This window comes from Pseudomonas sp. 39004, assembly GCF_028682155.1.
Lineage (GTDB): Bacteria > Pseudomonadota > Gammaproteobacteria > Pseudomonadales > Pseudomonadaceae > Aquipseudomonas > Aquipseudomonas capeferrum.
This window is the reverse complement of sequence record NZ_JANIAG010000002.1, coordinates 39,489-53,835: the sequence shown is the minus strand read 5'-3', so window position 1 is coordinate 53,835 and position 14,347 is coordinate 39,489. Positions and strand designations below refer to the sequence as shown.

Sequence of the window (14,347 nt, the reverse complement as noted above, 5' to 3'; positions counted from 1 at the left end):
GCCCCCGGCAATCTCACAGGCTGAACCGCCCGACCATCCCCCGCAACTGCCGCCCCAGTTGCTCCAGCTCGCCACTCGAAGCCGCCGTCTGTTCACTGGCCGCACTGGTCTGGTCCGACACATCGCGCACATTCAGCACACTGCGGTTGATCTGCTCGGCCACCACGCTCTGCTCTTCGCTGGCCGTGGCGATCTGCTGGTTCATGCCCTGGATGCTCGACACCGTATCGGTAATCTGCCCCAGCGCATGCCCTGCCTTGCGGCTCAGCTCGACACTCTGCTCGGTCAGGCGCTTGCTGTTGTCGAGCAGGTGCGTGACCTCGTCTGTGCCGCTGTGCAGGCTGTCGATCAGTTGTTCGATCTCCTCGGTCGACTGCTGGGTCCGTTGCGCCAGCCCGCGTACCTCATCGGCGACCACCGCAAAACCACGCCCGGCTTCACCGGCCCGGGCGGCCTCGATCGCCGCGTTCAAGGCTAGCAGGTTGGTTTGTTCGGACACCGACTTGATCACATCGAGGATGCTGCCGATGCGCTGGCTTTCGCCCGCCAGATGCTGCATGGCTGCCAGGCAATCGTCCATCTGCCCGGCCAGTTGCTCGATGCGGCTGATGGCTTCGGCCACCACCTGATCGCCCACCTGTGCCTGCTGGTCGGCATTGGTTGCGGCCAGCGATGCCTGTTCGGCGTTCTGCGCCACCTCTTGCACGGTCGCGCTCATCTGGTTCATGGCGGTGGCCACCTGATCGGTTTCCTCGCGTTGCTGGCTGATACGCAGCTTGGTGTCCTCACTGCTGGCGGCCAGTTGCGAGGCCGCCTGTGACAGGTGGCCGACACCTTGGTCGATGCCGCCAATCAGCTCGCGCAGGCTCAAGGTCATGTCGCGCATGCTGGACTGCAATTGGCCCATCTCGTCACGGCGCAGCACCGGCTCGACCTGGCTCAGGTCGCCCTTGCTGATACGCGCGGCCACGGCCAGTGTCTGGCGCAGCGGCTGGGTAATCTGCAGGGTGATCAGCCAGCCGGCGATCACCCCCACCACCAGCGCCAGCATGGCCACGCTGGTCAGCAACGAGCGGGCTGCCAGGGCCTCGCTGTCGCGTTGCTCGACCTTGCGCTCGCCCAGTTCCACGCTGACGGCGCTCAACTCATCGCCCATCTTTTCCATGTTGCCTTGCAACTGCTCGACCCGTACGGCGGCGCGGCGGTACTGATCCAGGCTGGTGCGGTACTTGGCCAACTCGACGCCGGGCAGTTCCGTCAGCGTGCGTGGCAGGCCCAGGGGCGCAAGGCCCTTGAGCAACTGGCCAAGGCTGTTGTCAGCGGCGTTCAGTGCGCCATCGCCGACCTTGGCGAAACCCTCGACGGGCGAGAAGGTATAAGCGGGTACCAGGCTCTGCTGGTTGGCACCGTCGACGTGACGGCTGAGGGTATCCATCAGGCCCAGCACGCCGCTTTGCTGGCTGTCGGCAGGCATCTTCAGCAAGGCCTGGGTCTGTAGTTCGTCGATGACGTCGTTGAGTTTCTGCTCCTGCGCCTGCATGGCCTCGCGCAGCGCGTGCCGCTGGGTGACCGTGCGCTGCAGTTCGGCGAAGTCGTCGCGCAGGCGCTGCAATAGTTGCAGCTTGTGGGTGAGCATCTGGCGTGATTCATCGACGTTGCTGCGTTGCTGCAGGGTGGTCAGCATGCCTTCGAGTTGATCGAGGATGCGCACGATGCGCGACTTGCTGGCATCGTCGCTTAGTACGCGATAGGTGATGCGCTCTGCGCGCAGGTCCTTGACCAGGTCGTTGATCAGGCCGATTTCACTGAGTTGTTCCGAGCGGATGATGGCGCCATCCAGCGCGCGCCAGCCGCTGAGGGTGGTGGCCAGGGTAAGCAGCAAGACCACGGCGAAGCCGAGGGCAAGCTTGGCACCGACACTGACGTTGCCGAGCCTGCGGTTGAGGTAACCGAGCATGATGATTCTCCGTCCGTTTGAGAGAGGGCATGCCGACGCAATGCCGGCATGACACCCCTGCCCATCGGCAGCGGAGGCGTAGGACTTGACCTGATAATCCCGTAGGAAAATTCAGCAAAGACTGTATGAATTTCTGCGGGGCCCGCCGCGACGCTTGTGTAGGAGCGGCCTTGCGTCGCGAACGGGCTGCGTAGCGGCCCTGGTTTTTCAGCTTCGCCGCAGAGAGTGCTGGGGGCGCTACGCGCCCCGTTCGCGACGCAAGGCCGCTCCTACACAAAGCCCGCAGGCCGTGCATGATCAGAGCCTGAAACGCCCTACCAGCCCTTGCAGGTGCGTGCCCAACCGCGCCAGTTCCACACTGGAGCTGGCCGTTTCTTCACTGGCCGCCGAGGTCTGATCGGAGATATCCCGCACATTCATCACGCTGCGGTTGATCTCCTCGGCCACCGCGCTCTGTTCTTCCGCCGCCGTGGCAATCTGCTGGTTCATCGCCTGGATCGACGACACGGTACGGGTGATGGTCTCCAGAGAGCCCCCGGCGCGGCGGGTCAGTTCGACACTGCTGTCGGTCAGCTGGCGGCTGTTGTCCATCACGCTGGCCACGCGTTGCGTGCCGCTTTGCAGGCCGGCAATCAGTTCTTCGATTTCTTCGGTCGACTGCTGCGTACGCTGGGCCAGGCTGCGCACTTCGTCGGCGACTACGGCAAAGCCACGCCCGGCCTCGCCGGCCCGTGCTGCCTCGATCGCCGCGTTGAGGGCCAGCAGGTTGGTCTGCTGGGCCACCGACTTGATCACATCGAGCACGCTGCCGATCTTGTCGCTCTCGGCCTTGAGCTGGTTCATCGCTTCGCTGGAGTTGGCCACCTCAGAGGCCAGGCGCTCAATCTGGGCCACCGCCTCACCCACCACCCGATCACCCTCGCGGGCTTGTTGGTCGGCCATCAACGCGGCTTCCGAGGCCTGTTCGGCGTTGCGTGCCACCTCGTGCACGGTGGCAGTCATCTGGTTCATGGCCGTCGCCACCTGGTCGGTCTCGACCTTCTGGTTGTTGACCCCGGCGCTGGTCTGCTCGGTCACCGCCGACAGTTCCTCGGCGGCGCTGGCAATCTGCGTGACACCGTCGCCGATGCCGCCGATCAACTCACGCAGGCCTTGGGTCATGCGCTGCATGCTGGCCTGCAACTGGCCCAGTTCGTCGCGGCGTTGTACCGGCAAGTCCTGGCTCAGGTCGCCGCTGGCCACGCGCTCGGCAGCGCTCAGGGTCTGGCGCAGCGGGATGATGATCTGCCGGGTGATGGCCCAGGCCGCCAGCAGGCCCAGCGCCAGCGCCAGGGCGGTGGCGGCGGCGAGCAGGGTCTTGGCCTGGCTGGCACCGGCGTTGCGCACTGCCGTCTGTGAGGTGGTCATCGTCTGGCTGGTCTGCAGCAGCACCGAGCCTTGGTCGGCCATGTGTTGCAGTGCCTGCTCGCTGGCAGCCTGCGCACTGCCGAACTGGTTGACCGCGTCACGGTAGCCGGCCAGGGCGGTGGCGGCATCGTCGAGGCTGGCGGCATGTTCGGCGGGCACCTTGGCCGGCAGCGCCTTGAGTTCGGCCAGGGCCTGGTCGATGGCCTTCAGTGCGGTCTGCTGATACTGCGCGTCGCCGCTGTAGGTATAGCCACGGACCTGGAAGCGCGCTTGTTGCAGCAGTGCGCTGACGTCCACCGCATACTGGTATTGGCTGATATCACCGCCCTGCAGCAGGCCCCGCTGGACCCGGCCGACCAGCTCGACGGCCTTGTCGGCGCTGTCGCCAAGCACGGCACGGCTGGCTTCGCGGCGTTGGCCAGCCTGTTTCAGGTCGTTGAACGCTTGTTGATAGATGCGCACGGCCTCGCGCTGCTGTTCGAGGCGCTGGCGGTCGGCGGGGAGTTCGATCTGGCCCAGCATCAGTTGCACCTGGCGATCAAGATTGGCCAGGGCCTTTTCCAGCTCGGCCACAGCGGCGTCATTGCGGTCGCGCTGGTAATGCTGGCGGGCGATGCGCAGTTCCTGGGTGTATTGCTGGATCACCGAAATATTACCCAGCTTGTCGCCGCGGTCGATGACGCTGTCCAGGCCGTGCCAGCCGGTCAGGGTAATGGCCAGGGTCAGTAGCAGTACCAGGCCGAAGCCCAGCCCCAGCTTGCGATTGACGCTTACATTTCCCAGCACGTGGGCTAACCATCGGTACATGTTCGACTCCCCGGTAACTTGGCAGCACGGTTAATTATTGTGTTGCCAAGGCATCGGCCTGGGAGAGAGAAACTTGATGGGTGAAAAGCCTGACGATTACGTCAGAAAATACGCGATAACAGCGCGATTACGGCAGTTTCCACGCGCAGGATTCGCTCACCCAGCTGCACGGGCGCAAGGCCAGCCTTGCCCAGCAGCTCGACTTCATAGGGGATCCAGCCACCCTCCGGGCCGATGGCCAGGGTCACCGCTTGCTCGACGGCCCGCGGGCAGGCAGGGTAGGGGCCGGGGTGGCCCACCAGGCCCAGGGTGCCTTCGGCGATGGCCGGCAGGCGGTCTTCGACGAACGGCTTGAAGCGCTTCTCGATGATCACCTCGGGCAACACTGTGTCGCGGGCCTGCTCCAGGCCCAGGATGAGGTTTTCGCGAATGCTTTCGGGGTTAAGGAAAGGCGTTTGCCAGAAACTCTTTTCGACCTTGTAGCTGTTCACCAGGATCAGGCGCTCGACACCCAGGGTGGCGACGGTCTGGAACAGCCGGCGTAGCATTTTCGGCCGCGGCACCGCCAGCACCAGGGTCAGCGGCAGCTTGGCCGGTGGCGGCTGGTCGAAGCCCACTTGCAGTTCCGCTTCGTGGCCTTCCAGGCGCACCACCGTGGCGCGCCCCATCAACCCGTTGACCTGCCCGACGCGCAAGCTATCGCCCACCGCCACCCGGTGAATCTCCTGCATGTGGGTGAAACGCCGGTCGGCCAGGACCACGCGGTCGGCCGCGATGAAATCGGCTTGTTCGAGTAACAGCAGGTTCACGGTTGAGTCGCAGGGGGTTGGTCGTTGTGATCGTTCGCGGCTTCATCGTGCTCGCTGCGCTTGCGGATCAGGCTGCCACACAGCACACCGACCTCGAACAACAGCCACATGGGCACTGCCAGCAAGGTCTGGGAGAAGATATCCGGTGGGGTCAGGACCATGCCGACCACGAAGCAGCCGATGATCACGTAAGGGCGAACCTTCTTCAGGTACTTCACGTCGACCACGCCGATCCACACCAGCAACACCACGGCCACCGGGATCTCGAAGGCAACGCCAAAGGCGAAGAACAGGGTCATGACGAAGTCGAGGTAGCTGGCGATGTCGGTCATCATCGACACGCCTTCTGGTGTGGCGCTGGCGAAGAAGCCGAAAATCAGTGGGAACACCAGGAAATAGGCGAAGGCCATGCCGGCGTAGAACAGGAAGATGCTCGACACCAGCAGCGGAATGGCAATGCGTTTTTCATGGCGATACAGCCCGGGTGCGATGAAGCCCCAGATCTGTTGAAGAATGAACGGAATCGCCAGGAACAACGACACGATCATGGTCAACTTGAACGGCGTGAGGAACGGCGAGGCCACGTCGGTGGCGATCATCGTCGCATTGGCCGGCAGGTGGTCGCGCAGCGGCGCCGAGACCAGGGTGTAGATCTGCTGGGCGAAGGAGAACAACCCGGCAAAGATCAGGAAGATGACGGCGACACAACGCAGCAGGCGGGTGCGCAGTTCGGTCAGGTGCGAGACCAGCGGCATGGGCTGGTCGTGTTCCGGATTTTCGCTCATGGGGCTCGCGGCGGTTGTGGCGGTTCAGAGGGTGCGGCCGGGGCGGCAGGCGTGGCGTCTGGCGTAGCTTCGAGCCCTGCGGGAGGCTGCACTGTGGCCGTGGTGACCGGTGGCTGCACCGTTGGCGTCTGCGGGTTGAGGATGCGCCGGGCTTCCTCTTCCATGTGCAGGATGTGCTCGTTGTGCAGTTGCCGACGGATATCGTCGGCGCCGATCTCGCGCTCGACTTCCATCTTGATGCTGTTGAAGCTGCGCTTGAGACGCCCGATCCACAGCCCGGCCGTACGCGCGGCGCCGGGCAGGCGCTCGGGGCCGAGCACCAGCAGGGCGACGAGGCCTACGAGCAGCAGCTCACTGAAACTGATGCCGAACATGGGTCAGTCTTTCCGCTGTGGCTCTTGGACCGGCTGGGCCTGGCCCTCGATGGTGTGGCCCTGGGCCTGCTGGGCAGTGTTCTGCACCGGCGGAACGGGCTGTGCAGGCGGCGGCGTCTGCTCGGCCGGCTTGTTCTCTTCGTCGCTCATGGCCTTGCGAAAGCCCTTGATCGACTCGCCGAGGTCGCTGCCGAAGTTTTTCAGCTTCTTGGTGCCGAACACCAGCACCACCACCACCAGCAGTACAATCCAGTGTTTCCAGTCAAAGATACCCATGTTGCTCTCCTAGAATTCTATTCAGTCAGGCGGAAGGTTGACGCGCAGCCTTCTCGTCATGCCCGGAGAGCCCGAAACGGCGCTCCAGTTCATCAAGCACGGCCTGTGGATGCTGCCCCAACGCGCTGAGCATCACCATGCTATGAAACCACAGGTCGGCGGTTTCATAGATGACATCGCTGTAATCCTTGCTGATCGCAGCATCCTTGGCGGCAATGATCGTCTCGACGGACTCTTCGCCGAGCTTCTCGAGGATCTTGTTCAGGCCCTTGTGATGCAGGCTTGCCACGTAGGAGCTGTCGGGCGCCGCGTGCTTGCGTTGTTCAAGCACTTCGGCCAGGCGGTTGAGGGTGTCGCTCATGTCAGTGTCCTGCGCTATAGATGGCGTCCGGGTCCTTCAGGACCGGGTCGACGGTTTGCCATTGGCCGTCTTCGTAGACGCGGTAGAAGCAGCTTTCGCGGCCCGTATGGCAGGCGATATGGCCCAGTTGCTCGACCAACAGGATGATCACGTCGGCATCACAGTCCAGGCGCATTTCGTGCAATTTCTGTACATGGCCGGACTCCTCGCCCTTGCGCCACAGTTTGCCACGCGAGCGCGACCAGTAGATGGCGCGTTGCTCGGCGGCAGTCAGGGCCAGGGATTCGCGGTTCATCCAGGCCATCATCAGCACGCGTCCGGTCTTGTGGTCCTGAGCAATGGCCGGTACCAGGCCATCGCTGTTCCACTTGATCTCGTCCAGCCAGTCTTTCATCGTCGACTCCAAAACGGGCCCGCTCCTGTGCCGGGCCCTTTGCGCTAGTTTGCCAGCCAGAGGCGCGGCTGGCTATTGGCGCACGATCAGGTAAAGGCCAGCGGCCAGCATCAGCCATGCCGGCCAGGCGGCCGGGGCGGCCAGGCTGGCGGCCTCGGCGGCACCTGCGGCCAGTACCGCGCCACCGCCAAGCAGGCCGGCGCCGAGCAGGCGCAGTGCCCAGCGGTCGCCCTGGCGGCGCCGCTGGGGCAGTTGGGGGTCGTGCAGGTGCGGTTGCGACAGGCGTTCGAGCAGGTCGCGGGTCATGCCGGCCAGGTGCGGCAGTTGCTCGGCCTGGCTGTACAGGTTGCCGACCATGGCCTTGGGGCTGTAGCGCTCGCGCATCCAGCGTTCCAGAAACGGCTTGGCGGTGCTCCACAGGTCCAGGTCGGGGTACAGCTGGCGGCCCAGGCCCTCGATGTTGAGCAGGGTCTTTTGCAGCAACACCAGTTGCGGCTGGACCTCCATGTTGAAGCGCCGGGCGGTCTGGAACAGGCGCATCAGCACCTGGCCGAAGGAAATGTCTTTCAACGGTTTTTCGAAGATCGGCTCGCACACGGTACGGATCGCTGCTTCGAACTCATTGACCTTGGTGTGCGCCGGCACCCAGCCCGAATCGATGTGCAGTTGCGCGACGCGGCGGTAATCACGCTTGAAGAAGGCGATCAGGTTGCGCGCCAGGTAGTCCTGGTCCTCTGCGGTGAGACTGCCGACGATGCCGCAGTCGATGGCGATGTACTGCGGGCTCCAGGGCTTTACCGTGCTGACGAAAATGTTGCCGGGGTGCATGTCGGCATGGAAGAAGCTGTCACGGAACACCTGGGTGAAGAACACCTCCACACCGCGCTCGGCCAGCAGTTTCATGTCGGTACGCTGGTCGGCCAGGGTTGCCATGTCGGTGACCGGCACGCCGTAGATGCGCTCCATCACCAGCACCTTGGGCCGGCACAGGTCCCAGTAGACCTGAGGCACGTACATCAGCTCGGAGCCTTCGAAGTTGCGCCGCAACTGGCTGGCGTTGGCCGCCTCGCGGAGCAGGTCGAGTTCGTCGTAGATGGTCTTTTCGTAATCGTTGACCACTTCGACCGGGTGCAGGCGGCGAGCGTCGGCAGACACCCGCTCGGCGCCCTTGGCGATCAGGAACAGCCAGGCCAGGTCCTGGGCAATGATCGGTTTGAGGCCCGGGCGTACCACCTTGACCACGACTTCTTCGCCGCTCTTCAGGCGCGCGGCGTGTACCTGGGCCACCGAGGCCGAGGCCAGCGGCTCGACGTCGAAACGGCTGAACACCTCGCCGACCTTGGCGCCGAGCTGCTCCTCGATCAATGCCACGGCCTTTTTCGGGTCGAACGGCGGCACGCGGTCCTGCAGCAGCATCAGTTCGTCGGCGATGTCGGTGGGCAGCAGGTCGCGGCGGGTGGACAGCAGCTGGCCGAACTTGATGAAGATCGGCCCCAGGTCCTGCAGCGCCAGGCGCAGGCGCGCGCCACGGCTGAGCGCGGAGGGCGTGCGCGGCAGCCAGCGCCAGGGCATCAGCAGGCGCAGGCTCATCAGCCACCAGGGCAGGGGCAGGTCGAACAGCAGGTCATCGAGGCGGTAGCGGATCACCACGCGCTGGATGCGAAAGAGACGGCGGACGGCGAGCAGCTTCATGCGTTATCGCTGGTATCAAGGGATCGGGAGAGGCGCAGCAGGCGCGCCTCCAAGCGTTCTGTATCGACCTTCAAGGCATCGAGCTCGCTGAAGGCGGCTTCGGCTTCGCGTTTGCCGACCAGGGTGCGGGACTCTTCGGCCAGGTACTCGGAGAGGTTCTGGCTGAAGCGCGTCAGGCCCTGGCGGGTCCAGCGCGCGCGCAGGCGGATGTGGCCTGCCAGCAGCGCGGTGGCGACCGGGCCGAGCCAACGCTGCAGCTCGTGCTCCCAGTCCAGCTCCAGGTCCTGCAACACGCCGAACAGGTCGAGCAGTACGGCGCTGTCGCCATGCAGTTCGACCTGCGGGCTGTGCAGCACGGCGGTCTTGTCCCTGGCCAAGGCCAGTTGCGCCAGGCTGCCAGCGGGGGCGCGCAGGCTGCAGTCGACCTCGCCTTCCCAGTGCGCGGCCAGCATCAGGCCGTCTTCATCGGGCAAGATGAATACCTGCAGGGCCGGCTGACGGCAATCGATCTCGATGACCTTGCCTTCGAGCGCAGCCAGCCGCGGCAATGCCGTGCTGTCCATGCGCAGGACGCGGTTCAGGCCATGTTCGACGCTGGCGAGCAGCCCGGCCAGCAGCATCAGGGCTTGATTCCCCGGTGCACGGCGACGATGCCGCTGGTCATGTTGTGGTAGGTGACGCGGTCGAAGCCGGCGTCGACCATCATGGCCTTGAGGGTTTCCTGGTCGGGGTGCATGCGGATCGATTCGGCCAGGTAGCGGTAGCTTTCCGAGTCGTTGGTGATCAGCTTGCCGGCCAGTGGCATGAAGGCGAACGAGTACGCGTCGTAGGCCTTGGACATCAGCTTGCTGGTCGGCTTGGAGAATTCGAGGATCAACAGGCGCCCGCCCGGCTTGAGCACGCGCAGCATCGAGCGGATGGCTTCGTCCTTGTGGGTGACGTTGCGCAGGCCGAAGGCGATGGTCACGCAGTCGAAGTGGTTGTCCGGGAACGGCAGCTTCTCGGCGTCGGCCTGGACGAACTCGATGTTGCCCGCCACGCCACGGTCGAGCAGGCGGTCACGGCCAACCTTGAGCATCGACTCGTTGATGTCGGCCAGCACCACCTGCCCGGTCGGGCCGACCAGCCGCGAGAACTTGGCGGCCAGGTCACCGGTACCGCCGGCAATGTCCAGCACGCGGTTGCCGCTGCGCACGCCCGACAGCTCGATGGTGAAGCGCTTCCACAGGCGGTGCATGCCGCCGGAAAGCACGTCGTTCATCAGGTCGTACTTGGCCGCCACCGAGTGGAACACCTCGGCGACTTTCTTGGCTTTCTGGCTCTCGGGGACGTCCTGGTAGCCAAAATGGGTGGTGGGTTCGGCGTGTTCGCCTTTGCGCTGGTCGTTCATATCGCTTCACCGGAAAAAATTACCGCCATTCTAGGGCGAACGGGCGGATTTGTCTTGGCGGGGTGTGCCGGGGGGCAGGGGCGGGCATAATGCCGATTATGTCTTCATATCCAGGAACACCCGCATGACCCAGATCAGCGTCGAACGCAAACACTCCCTTGGCCGCGAGGCCGCTCGCGCCAAGGCCGAAGCGCTGGTGGACAAGCTGAGCCGCGAATATGACCTCAAGGCCACCTGGAACGGCGACCGCGTCGACGTGGCACGCAGTGGCGCCAACGGCAGCGTGCACATCGGTGACGACAGCATCCGCGTCGAGCTGAAACTGGGCATGATGCTGTCGATGATGAGCGGCACCATCAAGGGCGAGATCGAGCGGGCGCTGGACAAAGCCCTGGCCTGAGGCCTGCCACCTTAGGGTGAGAATTCTAATTTCGCGCTCTACCTTATGCTCAAGCCCAACCTCCCTGGGCGGTTCCTCTCCACTCATGAGCATGAGGTACAGAGCATGGCCAAAGTGAATGTGAAGAAAAAGGACGACGCCCTGGGCACCCTGGGCGAGGTGCGCGGCTACGCGCGCAAGATCTGGCTGGCAGGTATCGGCGCTTACGCCCGCGTCGGCCAGGAAGGTTCCGAGTACTTCAGCGAGCTGGTCAAGGCCGGCGAAGGCGTTGAAAAACGTGGCAAGAAACGCATCGACAAAGAGCTCGATGCCGCCAATACCCAGATTGACGAAGCGACCCAGGAAGTCAGTCGCGTACGCGGCAAGGTCGAAGTTCAACTGGACAAGATCGAAAAAGCTTTCGACGCACGGGTTGGTCGCGCCTTGAATCGCCTTGGCATTCCGTCTAAACATGACGTTGAGGCGTTGTCCATCAAGCTTGAACAGCTGCACGAGCTGCTTGAGCGCGTCGCGCACAAACCATAAGGAGAGCAGGATGGCTGGCAAGAAGAATTCCGATAAAGAAAGCAGCTCCTGGGTCGGCGGGATCGAGAAGTACTCCCGCAAGATCTGGCTGGCCGGGCTGGGTATCTATTCGAAGATCGACCAGGACGGCCCGAAGCTGTTCGACACGCTGGTGAAAGACGGCGAGAAGGCCGAGAAGCAGGCCAGGAAGACCGCTGAAGATGTCGCCGAAACCGCCAAGTCTTCGACCACCTCGCGGGTGTCTGGCGTGAAGGACCGTGCGCTGGGCAAGTGGAGCGAGCTCGAAGAAGCCTTCGACAAGCGCCTGAACAGCGCCATCTCGCGCCTGGGCGTACCTAGCCGTAACGAGATCAAGGCCCTGCACCAGCAGGTGGACAGCCTGACCAAGCAGATCGAGAAGCTGACCGGTGCTTCGGTCACGCCGGTTTCCAAGGCTGCTGCGAGCAAAGCTGCTGCGAGCAAGACTGCGGCCAAGCCGTTGGCCAAGGCGCCTGCCAAACCGGCTGCTAAAACCGCTGCTGCCAAGCCTGCGGCCAAGGTTGCTGCGGCCAAACCCGCGGCCAAGGTTGCCGCTGCCAAGCCGGCGGCAAAACCGGCTGCCAAGCCTGTTGCGGCCAAGCCTGCTGCAGCGAAGAAACCTGCGGTGAAGAAGGCCCCGGCCAAACCGGCTGCGGCCAAACCGGCAGCACCGGCCACCAGCGCCGCACCCGCTGCCACCGCAGCGCCAGCGCCAAGCGCGGCACCGGCCAGCAATACACCGTCGGCACCGGTGAGCGCAGTTACCGAAGCCTGATACTGCGTGACTTCTTCGCGGGCTTGCCCCGCGAAGAAGTCACTGCCGATTGAACAGCCTCACCCCTCCAGGTACCTCACCGCCAATTGCTCCGCCGCCGCCCGTGCCGGGGGCTGCAGGTGCGGTGCCACCAGCATCATCACCTGATACACCACAATCCCCACATCCCCCTCGCGCCCCAGCACACGCTGGTAGTCCAGCGAGAACATCAGCGTCAGGGTGATCTGCTCCACCAGTTGCCCCAGTGCCTGGGTCTCGCTCACCACCTGCCCCTGGCCCTTGAGGCTGGCGAGCAACGCGGCAAGGGTGCGCTTTAGCGCATTGATCAAGCTGCGCATGCCACGGGCCAGCTTGGGCAGGCGCCCGGTCAGGTTCGACAAGTCCTGGAACAGGAAACGGTACTGCGCCATGCGTTCGACGATCAGGTGCAGGAACAGCCAGTAGTCCTCGGCATCCAGGCGCACCTCCAGCGGCGGGTCGAGCAGGGGCATCAGCGCCTCTTCGAAGCGTTCGAACAGGCCCAGCACCACAGGCTCCTTGCCGTGGAAGTGGTAGTACAGGTTGCCAGGGCTGATGCCCAGCTCGTTGGCGATCTCCAGGGTCGAGACGTTCGGTTCGCCCTGTTGGTTGAACAGCTGCAGGGCGCATTCAAGGATACGGTCGCGGGTTTTCATCCAGGCGGTGTGCTCATCGGGTCAGGACATAGGTGCCTGGCGCAGGGCCCAGCGGCGGATAGGTTGCATTACCAAGTTCGGTGCGCGGCGCCTTCAGCGGGCCGGAACGGGGTGTGACCCACTCCAGCCACAAGGGCCACCAACTGCCCTCGCTGCGCTGGGCGTCGTGGAACCACGCGCGCGGGTCGCTCGACAGCTTGGGGTTGGCCAGGTAATAGGCCTTGGGGTTGCCGGGTGGGTTGATGATGCTCTGGATATGCCCGCTGTTGGCCAGCACGAAGCGCCGTTCGCCGCCCAGCAGCAGGGCCGAGCGGTACACGGCGTCCCAGGGGGTGATGTGGTCGTTGCTGCCGGCCACGGTGAAGCTGTCGAGGTCGACCTGCTTGAGGTCGATGGGCGTGCCGCAGACCTCCAGGCCCGCCGGGTGGGTCAGTGGGTTGAGCTTGAAGAAGTCGAGCAGGTCGCCATGCAATGCGGCGGGCAGGCGCGTGCTGTCGGCGTTCCAGTAGAGAATGTCGAAGGCTGGCGGGGTCTTGCCAAGCAGGTAGTTGTTGACCCAGTAGTTCCAGATCAGGTCGTTGGGCCGCATCCAGGCGAAGATGCGCGCCACCTCGGCGCCGTCCAGCACGCCGCGCTGGTAGGAGCGGCGCTTGGCCGCCTCGAGGGTCTGCTCGTCGGCGAACAGGCTGGCAGGGCTTTCGAACTTGCTGTCGAGCAGGCTCACCAGGTACGTGGCGCTGCGTACCCGGCGCAGCTGGTGCTTGGCTTGCAGGTGGCCTTGCAGCGCCGCCATGGTCAGGCCGCCGGCGCAGGCGCCCATCAGGTTGGGGTCGCGGTTGCCGCTGATGCTGCGGCAGGCATTGAGCGCTTCTTCCAAGGCCTGAACGTAGCTGGACAGGCCCCACTCGCGGTGCCGTGGGTCGGGGTTGCGCCAGCTGACCATGAACACCTGCAGGCCGTTCTTGAGCATGTACTGGACGAAGCTGTTGGTCGCGCTCAGGTCGAAGATGTAGAACTTGTTGATTTGCGGCGGCACCACCAGCAGGGGGCGGGCGTGCTGCTTTTCACTCATCGGCTGGTACTGGATCAGCTCCAGCAACTCGTTTCGAAACACCACGGCGCCTGGGGTTGCCGCCACATTGCCGCCCACCTCGAATGCGCGCTCGTCGACCTGGCGAGGCAGGCCGTCGTTGTGGCGCAGATCGTCGAGCAGGTGCGCCGCGCCACGCAGCAGGCTCTGGCCGCCGGTATTGAGCAGCTCCTTCACCGCCAGCGGGTTGAGCAGCGAGTTGCTGGGCGCCAGGGCGTCGTTGATCAGGGTGAACAGAAACTGCGCACGGGCCCGGTCATCGGCGTCCAGGTGGCTTTCCTCGATCCACAGGCGGGTCTGCTTCTGCCAGGCCAGGTAGGCTTGCAGGCCACGCCGGTACAGCGGGTTCTGGCTCCATGTCGGGTCGCTGAAGCGCGTGTCGCGCGGGTTTGGCTGGTAGGGCGTGTCGCCGAGCATCACCCGGCCGAGTTGGCCGCTCAGGGCCAGCAGGTGGCGGGCGGTGTGCAGCGGGTTACGCAGCCCGTGGCGGCCGACGCTGCGCAGGGTGGATATCAAATCGCGGCCGCGCAGGCCGAGCATGGCGTTCTGTACGTTCATGCTGGTGGCGGGAAGCGTTGGCGTTCCTTTGGCCGGTTTGTCTTTCATGGCAACA

Annotated in this window: 16 protein-coding genes and 2 pseudogenes; 3 read left to right on the top strand and 15 right to left on the bottom strand. The window is 64.4% G+C overall.

Translation table 11 applies throughout. The features are described 5' to 3' along the window. Window positions 1–13: 13 nt before the first annotated feature. The 13 genes and pseudogenes from NP534_RS26760 to ubiE form a co-directional block, all read right to left on the bottom strand. Entirely contained in the window at window positions 14–727 is a 714-nt protein-coding gene (locus NP534_RS26760) for a methyl-accepting chemotaxis protein (protein WP_443201064.1), read from the bottom strand. Between the two features lie 141 nt (window positions 728–868). Next, window positions 869–1,957, bottom strand: a pseudogene (locus tag NP534_RS26755) (methyl-accepting chemotaxis protein); the annotation flags it as partial. 297 nt (window positions 1,958–2,254) lie between these two features. Continuing rightward, on the bottom strand, window positions 2,255–2,968 hold the full coding sequence (locus NP534_RS26750) for a methyl-accepting chemotaxis protein (protein ID WP_371856395.1): 714 nt from the start codon (window positions 2,966–2,968) through the stop codon (window positions 2,255–2,257). A gap of 141 nt (window positions 2,969–3,109) precedes the next feature. Then, window positions 3,110–4,171, bottom strand: a pseudogene (locus NP534_RS26745) (methyl-accepting chemotaxis protein); the annotation flags it as partial. Window positions 4,172–4,272: 101 nt separating this feature from the next. Beyond that, window positions 4,273–4,980 carry a 16S rRNA (uracil(1498)-N(3))-methyltransferase gene (locus tag NP534_RS00615; RefSeq protein WP_033701939.1) on the bottom strand — a complete coding sequence of 236 codons (708 nt, stop codon included), beginning with the start codon at window positions 4,978–4,980 and terminating at the stop codon, window positions 4,273–4,275. Continuing rightward, window positions 4,977–5,765, bottom strand: coding sequence for a twin-arginine translocase subunit TatC (tatC, locus tag NP534_RS00610; protein WP_033701938.1), 789 nt, complete (start codon window positions 5,763–5,765; stop codon window positions 4,977–4,979). Before tatC ends, NP534_RS00615 begins: the two co-directional genes overlap by 4 nt. Then, on the bottom strand, window positions 5,762–6,139 hold the full coding sequence (gene tatB / locus NP534_RS00605) for a Sec-independent protein translocase protein TatB (protein WP_274097409.1): 378 nt from the start codon (window positions 6,137–6,139) through the stop codon (window positions 5,762–5,764). The genes tatC and tatB overlap by 4 nt, the downstream gene beginning before the upstream one ends. 3 nt (window positions 6,140–6,142) lie before the next feature. Continuing rightward, a complete protein-coding gene (locus NP534_RS00600) occupies window positions 6,143–6,415 on the bottom strand; it encodes a twin-arginine translocase TatA/TatE family subunit (RefSeq protein ID WP_033701936.1) in 273 nt (90 codons plus the stop codon). Window positions 6,416–6,440: 25 nt separating this feature from the next. Then, a complete protein-coding gene (locus NP534_RS00595; protein WP_274097408.1) occupies window positions 6,441–6,776 on the bottom strand; it encodes a phosphoribosyl-ATP diphosphatase in 336 nt (111 codons plus the stop codon). Between the two features lies 1 nt (window position 6,777). Then, the gene (gene hisI / locus NP534_RS00590; RefSeq protein WP_274097407.1) at window positions 6,778–7,170 is read right to left on the bottom strand and encodes a phosphoribosyl-AMP cyclohydrolase; all 393 of its coding nucleotides are present in this window, start codon (window positions 7,168–7,170) and stop codon (window positions 6,778–6,780) included. Window positions 7,171–7,242: 72 nt separating this feature from the next. Beyond that, window positions 7,243–8,862, bottom strand: coding sequence for a ubiquinone biosynthesis regulatory protein kinase UbiB (gene ubiB / locus NP534_RS00585; RefSeq protein ID WP_033701933.1), 1,620 nt, complete (start codon window positions 8,860–8,862; stop codon window positions 7,243–7,245). Beyond that, on the bottom strand, window positions 8,859–9,482 hold the full coding sequence (locus tag NP534_RS00580; RefSeq protein WP_033701932.1) for a ubiquinone biosynthesis accessory factor UbiJ: 624 nt from the start codon (window positions 9,480–9,482) through the stop codon (window positions 8,859–8,861). The genes ubiB and NP534_RS00580 overlap by 4 nt, the downstream gene beginning before the upstream one ends. Then, window positions 9,482–10,252 carry a bifunctional demethylmenaquinone methyltransferase/2-methoxy-6-polyprenyl-1,4-benzoquinol methylase UbiE gene (gene ubiE, locus NP534_RS00575; RefSeq protein ID WP_033701931.1) on the bottom strand — a complete coding sequence of 257 codons (771 nt, stop codon included), beginning with the start codon at window positions 10,250–10,252 and terminating at the stop codon, window positions 9,482–9,484. Before ubiE ends, NP534_RS00580 begins: the two co-directional genes overlap by 1 nt. 124 nt (window positions 10,253–10,376) lie before the next feature. Between ubiE and NP534_RS00570 the strand changes: the two genes are divergently transcribed. The 3 genes from NP534_RS00570 to NP534_RS00560 all read left to right on the top strand — a co-directional run bounded on the left by NP534_RS00570 (window position 10,377) and on the right by NP534_RS00560 (window position 11,970). Next, window positions 10,377–10,652 carry a polyhydroxyalkanoic acid system family protein gene (locus NP534_RS00570; protein WP_033701930.1) on the top strand — a complete coding sequence of 92 codons (276 nt, stop codon included), beginning with the start codon at window positions 10,377–10,379 and terminating at the stop codon, window positions 10,650–10,652. 105 nt (window positions 10,653–10,757) lie between these two features. Next, window positions 10,758–11,177, top strand: a complete 420-nt coding sequence (locus NP534_RS00565) for a phasin family protein (RefSeq protein WP_033701928.1) — start codon at window positions 10,758–10,760, stop codon at window positions 11,175–11,177. Window positions 11,178–11,187: 10 nt separating this feature from the next. Next, complete coding sequence (locus NP534_RS00560; RefSeq protein ID WP_274097406.1) at window positions 11,188–11,970, top strand: phasin family protein; 783 nt, start codon at window positions 11,188–11,190, stop codon at window positions 11,968–11,970. Between the two features lie 59 nt (window positions 11,971–12,029). On the opposite strand, the gene NP534_RS00555 is transcribed toward NP534_RS00560, so the two are convergent. Together NP534_RS00555 and phaC are read right to left on the bottom strand one after the other, a co-directional pair. Beyond that, entirely contained in the window at window positions 12,030–12,644 is a 615-nt protein-coding gene (locus NP534_RS00555; protein WP_033701926.1) for a TetR/AcrR family transcriptional regulator, read from the bottom strand. Between the two features lie 13 nt (window positions 12,645–12,657). Further along, on the bottom strand, window positions 12,658–14,340 hold the full coding sequence (phaC, locus tag NP534_RS00550) for a class II poly(R)-hydroxyalkanoic acid synthase (RefSeq protein WP_274097405.1): 1,683 nt from the start codon (window positions 14,338–14,340) through the stop codon (window positions 12,658–12,660). Window positions 14,341–14,347: the final 7 nt, after the last annotated feature.

Bases quoted from the DNA above. Each gene is read 5' to 3' on its own strand.
- NP534_RS00570 (WP_033701930.1), top strand. From the start codon at position 10,377: ATGACCCAGATCAGCGTCGAACGCAAACACTCCCTTGGCCGCGAGGCC.
- NP534_RS00555 (WP_033701926.1), bottom strand. From the start codon at position 12,644: ATGAAAACCCGCGACCGTATCCTTGAATGCGCCCTGCAGCTGTTCAAC.
- tatB (WP_274097409.1), bottom strand. From the start codon at position 6,139: ATGTTCGGCATCAGTTTCAGTGAGCTGCTGCTCGTAGGCCTCGTCGCC.
- NP534_RS00580 (WP_033701932.1), bottom strand. From the start codon at position 9,482: ATGCTGCTGGCCGGGCTGCTCGCCAGCGTCGAACATGGCCTGAACCGC.
- NP534_RS00565 (WP_033701928.1), top strand. From the start codon at position 10,758: ATGGCCAAAGTGAATGTGAAGAAAAAGGACGACGCCCTGGGCACCCTG.
- ubiE (WP_033701931.1), bottom strand. From the start codon at position 10,252: ATGAACGACCAGCGCAAAGGCGAACACGCCGAACCCACCACCCATTTT.
- NP534_RS26760 (WP_443201064.1), bottom strand. From the start codon at position 727: ATGAACCAGATGAGCGCGACCGTGCAAGAGGTGGCGCAGAACGCCGAA.
- NP534_RS26750 (WP_371856395.1), bottom strand. From the start codon at position 2,968: ATGAACCAGATGACTGCCACCGTGCACGAGGTGGCACGCAACGCCGAA.
- NP534_RS00560 (WP_274097406.1), top strand. From the start codon at position 11,188: ATGGCTGGCAAGAAGAATTCCGATAAAGAAAGCAGCTCCTGGGTCGGC.
- phaC (WP_274097405.1), bottom strand. From the start codon at position 14,340: ATGAAAGACAAACCGGCCAAAGGAACGCCAACGCTTCCCGCCACCAGC.
- tatC (WP_033701938.1), bottom strand. From the start codon at position 5,765: ATGAGCGAAAATCCGGAACACGACCAGCCCATGCCGCTGGTCTCGCAC.
- ubiB (WP_033701933.1), bottom strand. From the start codon at position 8,862: ATGAAGCTGCTCGCCGTCCGCCGTCTCTTTCGCATCCAGCGCGTGGTG.
- NP534_RS00600 (WP_033701936.1), bottom strand. From the start codon at position 6,415: ATGGGTATCTTTGACTGGAAACACTGGATTGTACTGCTGGTGGTGGTG.
- NP534_RS00595 (WP_274097408.1), bottom strand. From the start codon at position 6,776: ATGAGCGACACCCTCAACCGCCTGGCCGAAGTGCTTGAACAACGCAAG.
- hisI (WP_274097407.1), bottom strand. From the start codon at position 7,170: ATGAAAGACTGGCTGGACGAGATCAAGTGGAACAGCGATGGCCTGGTA.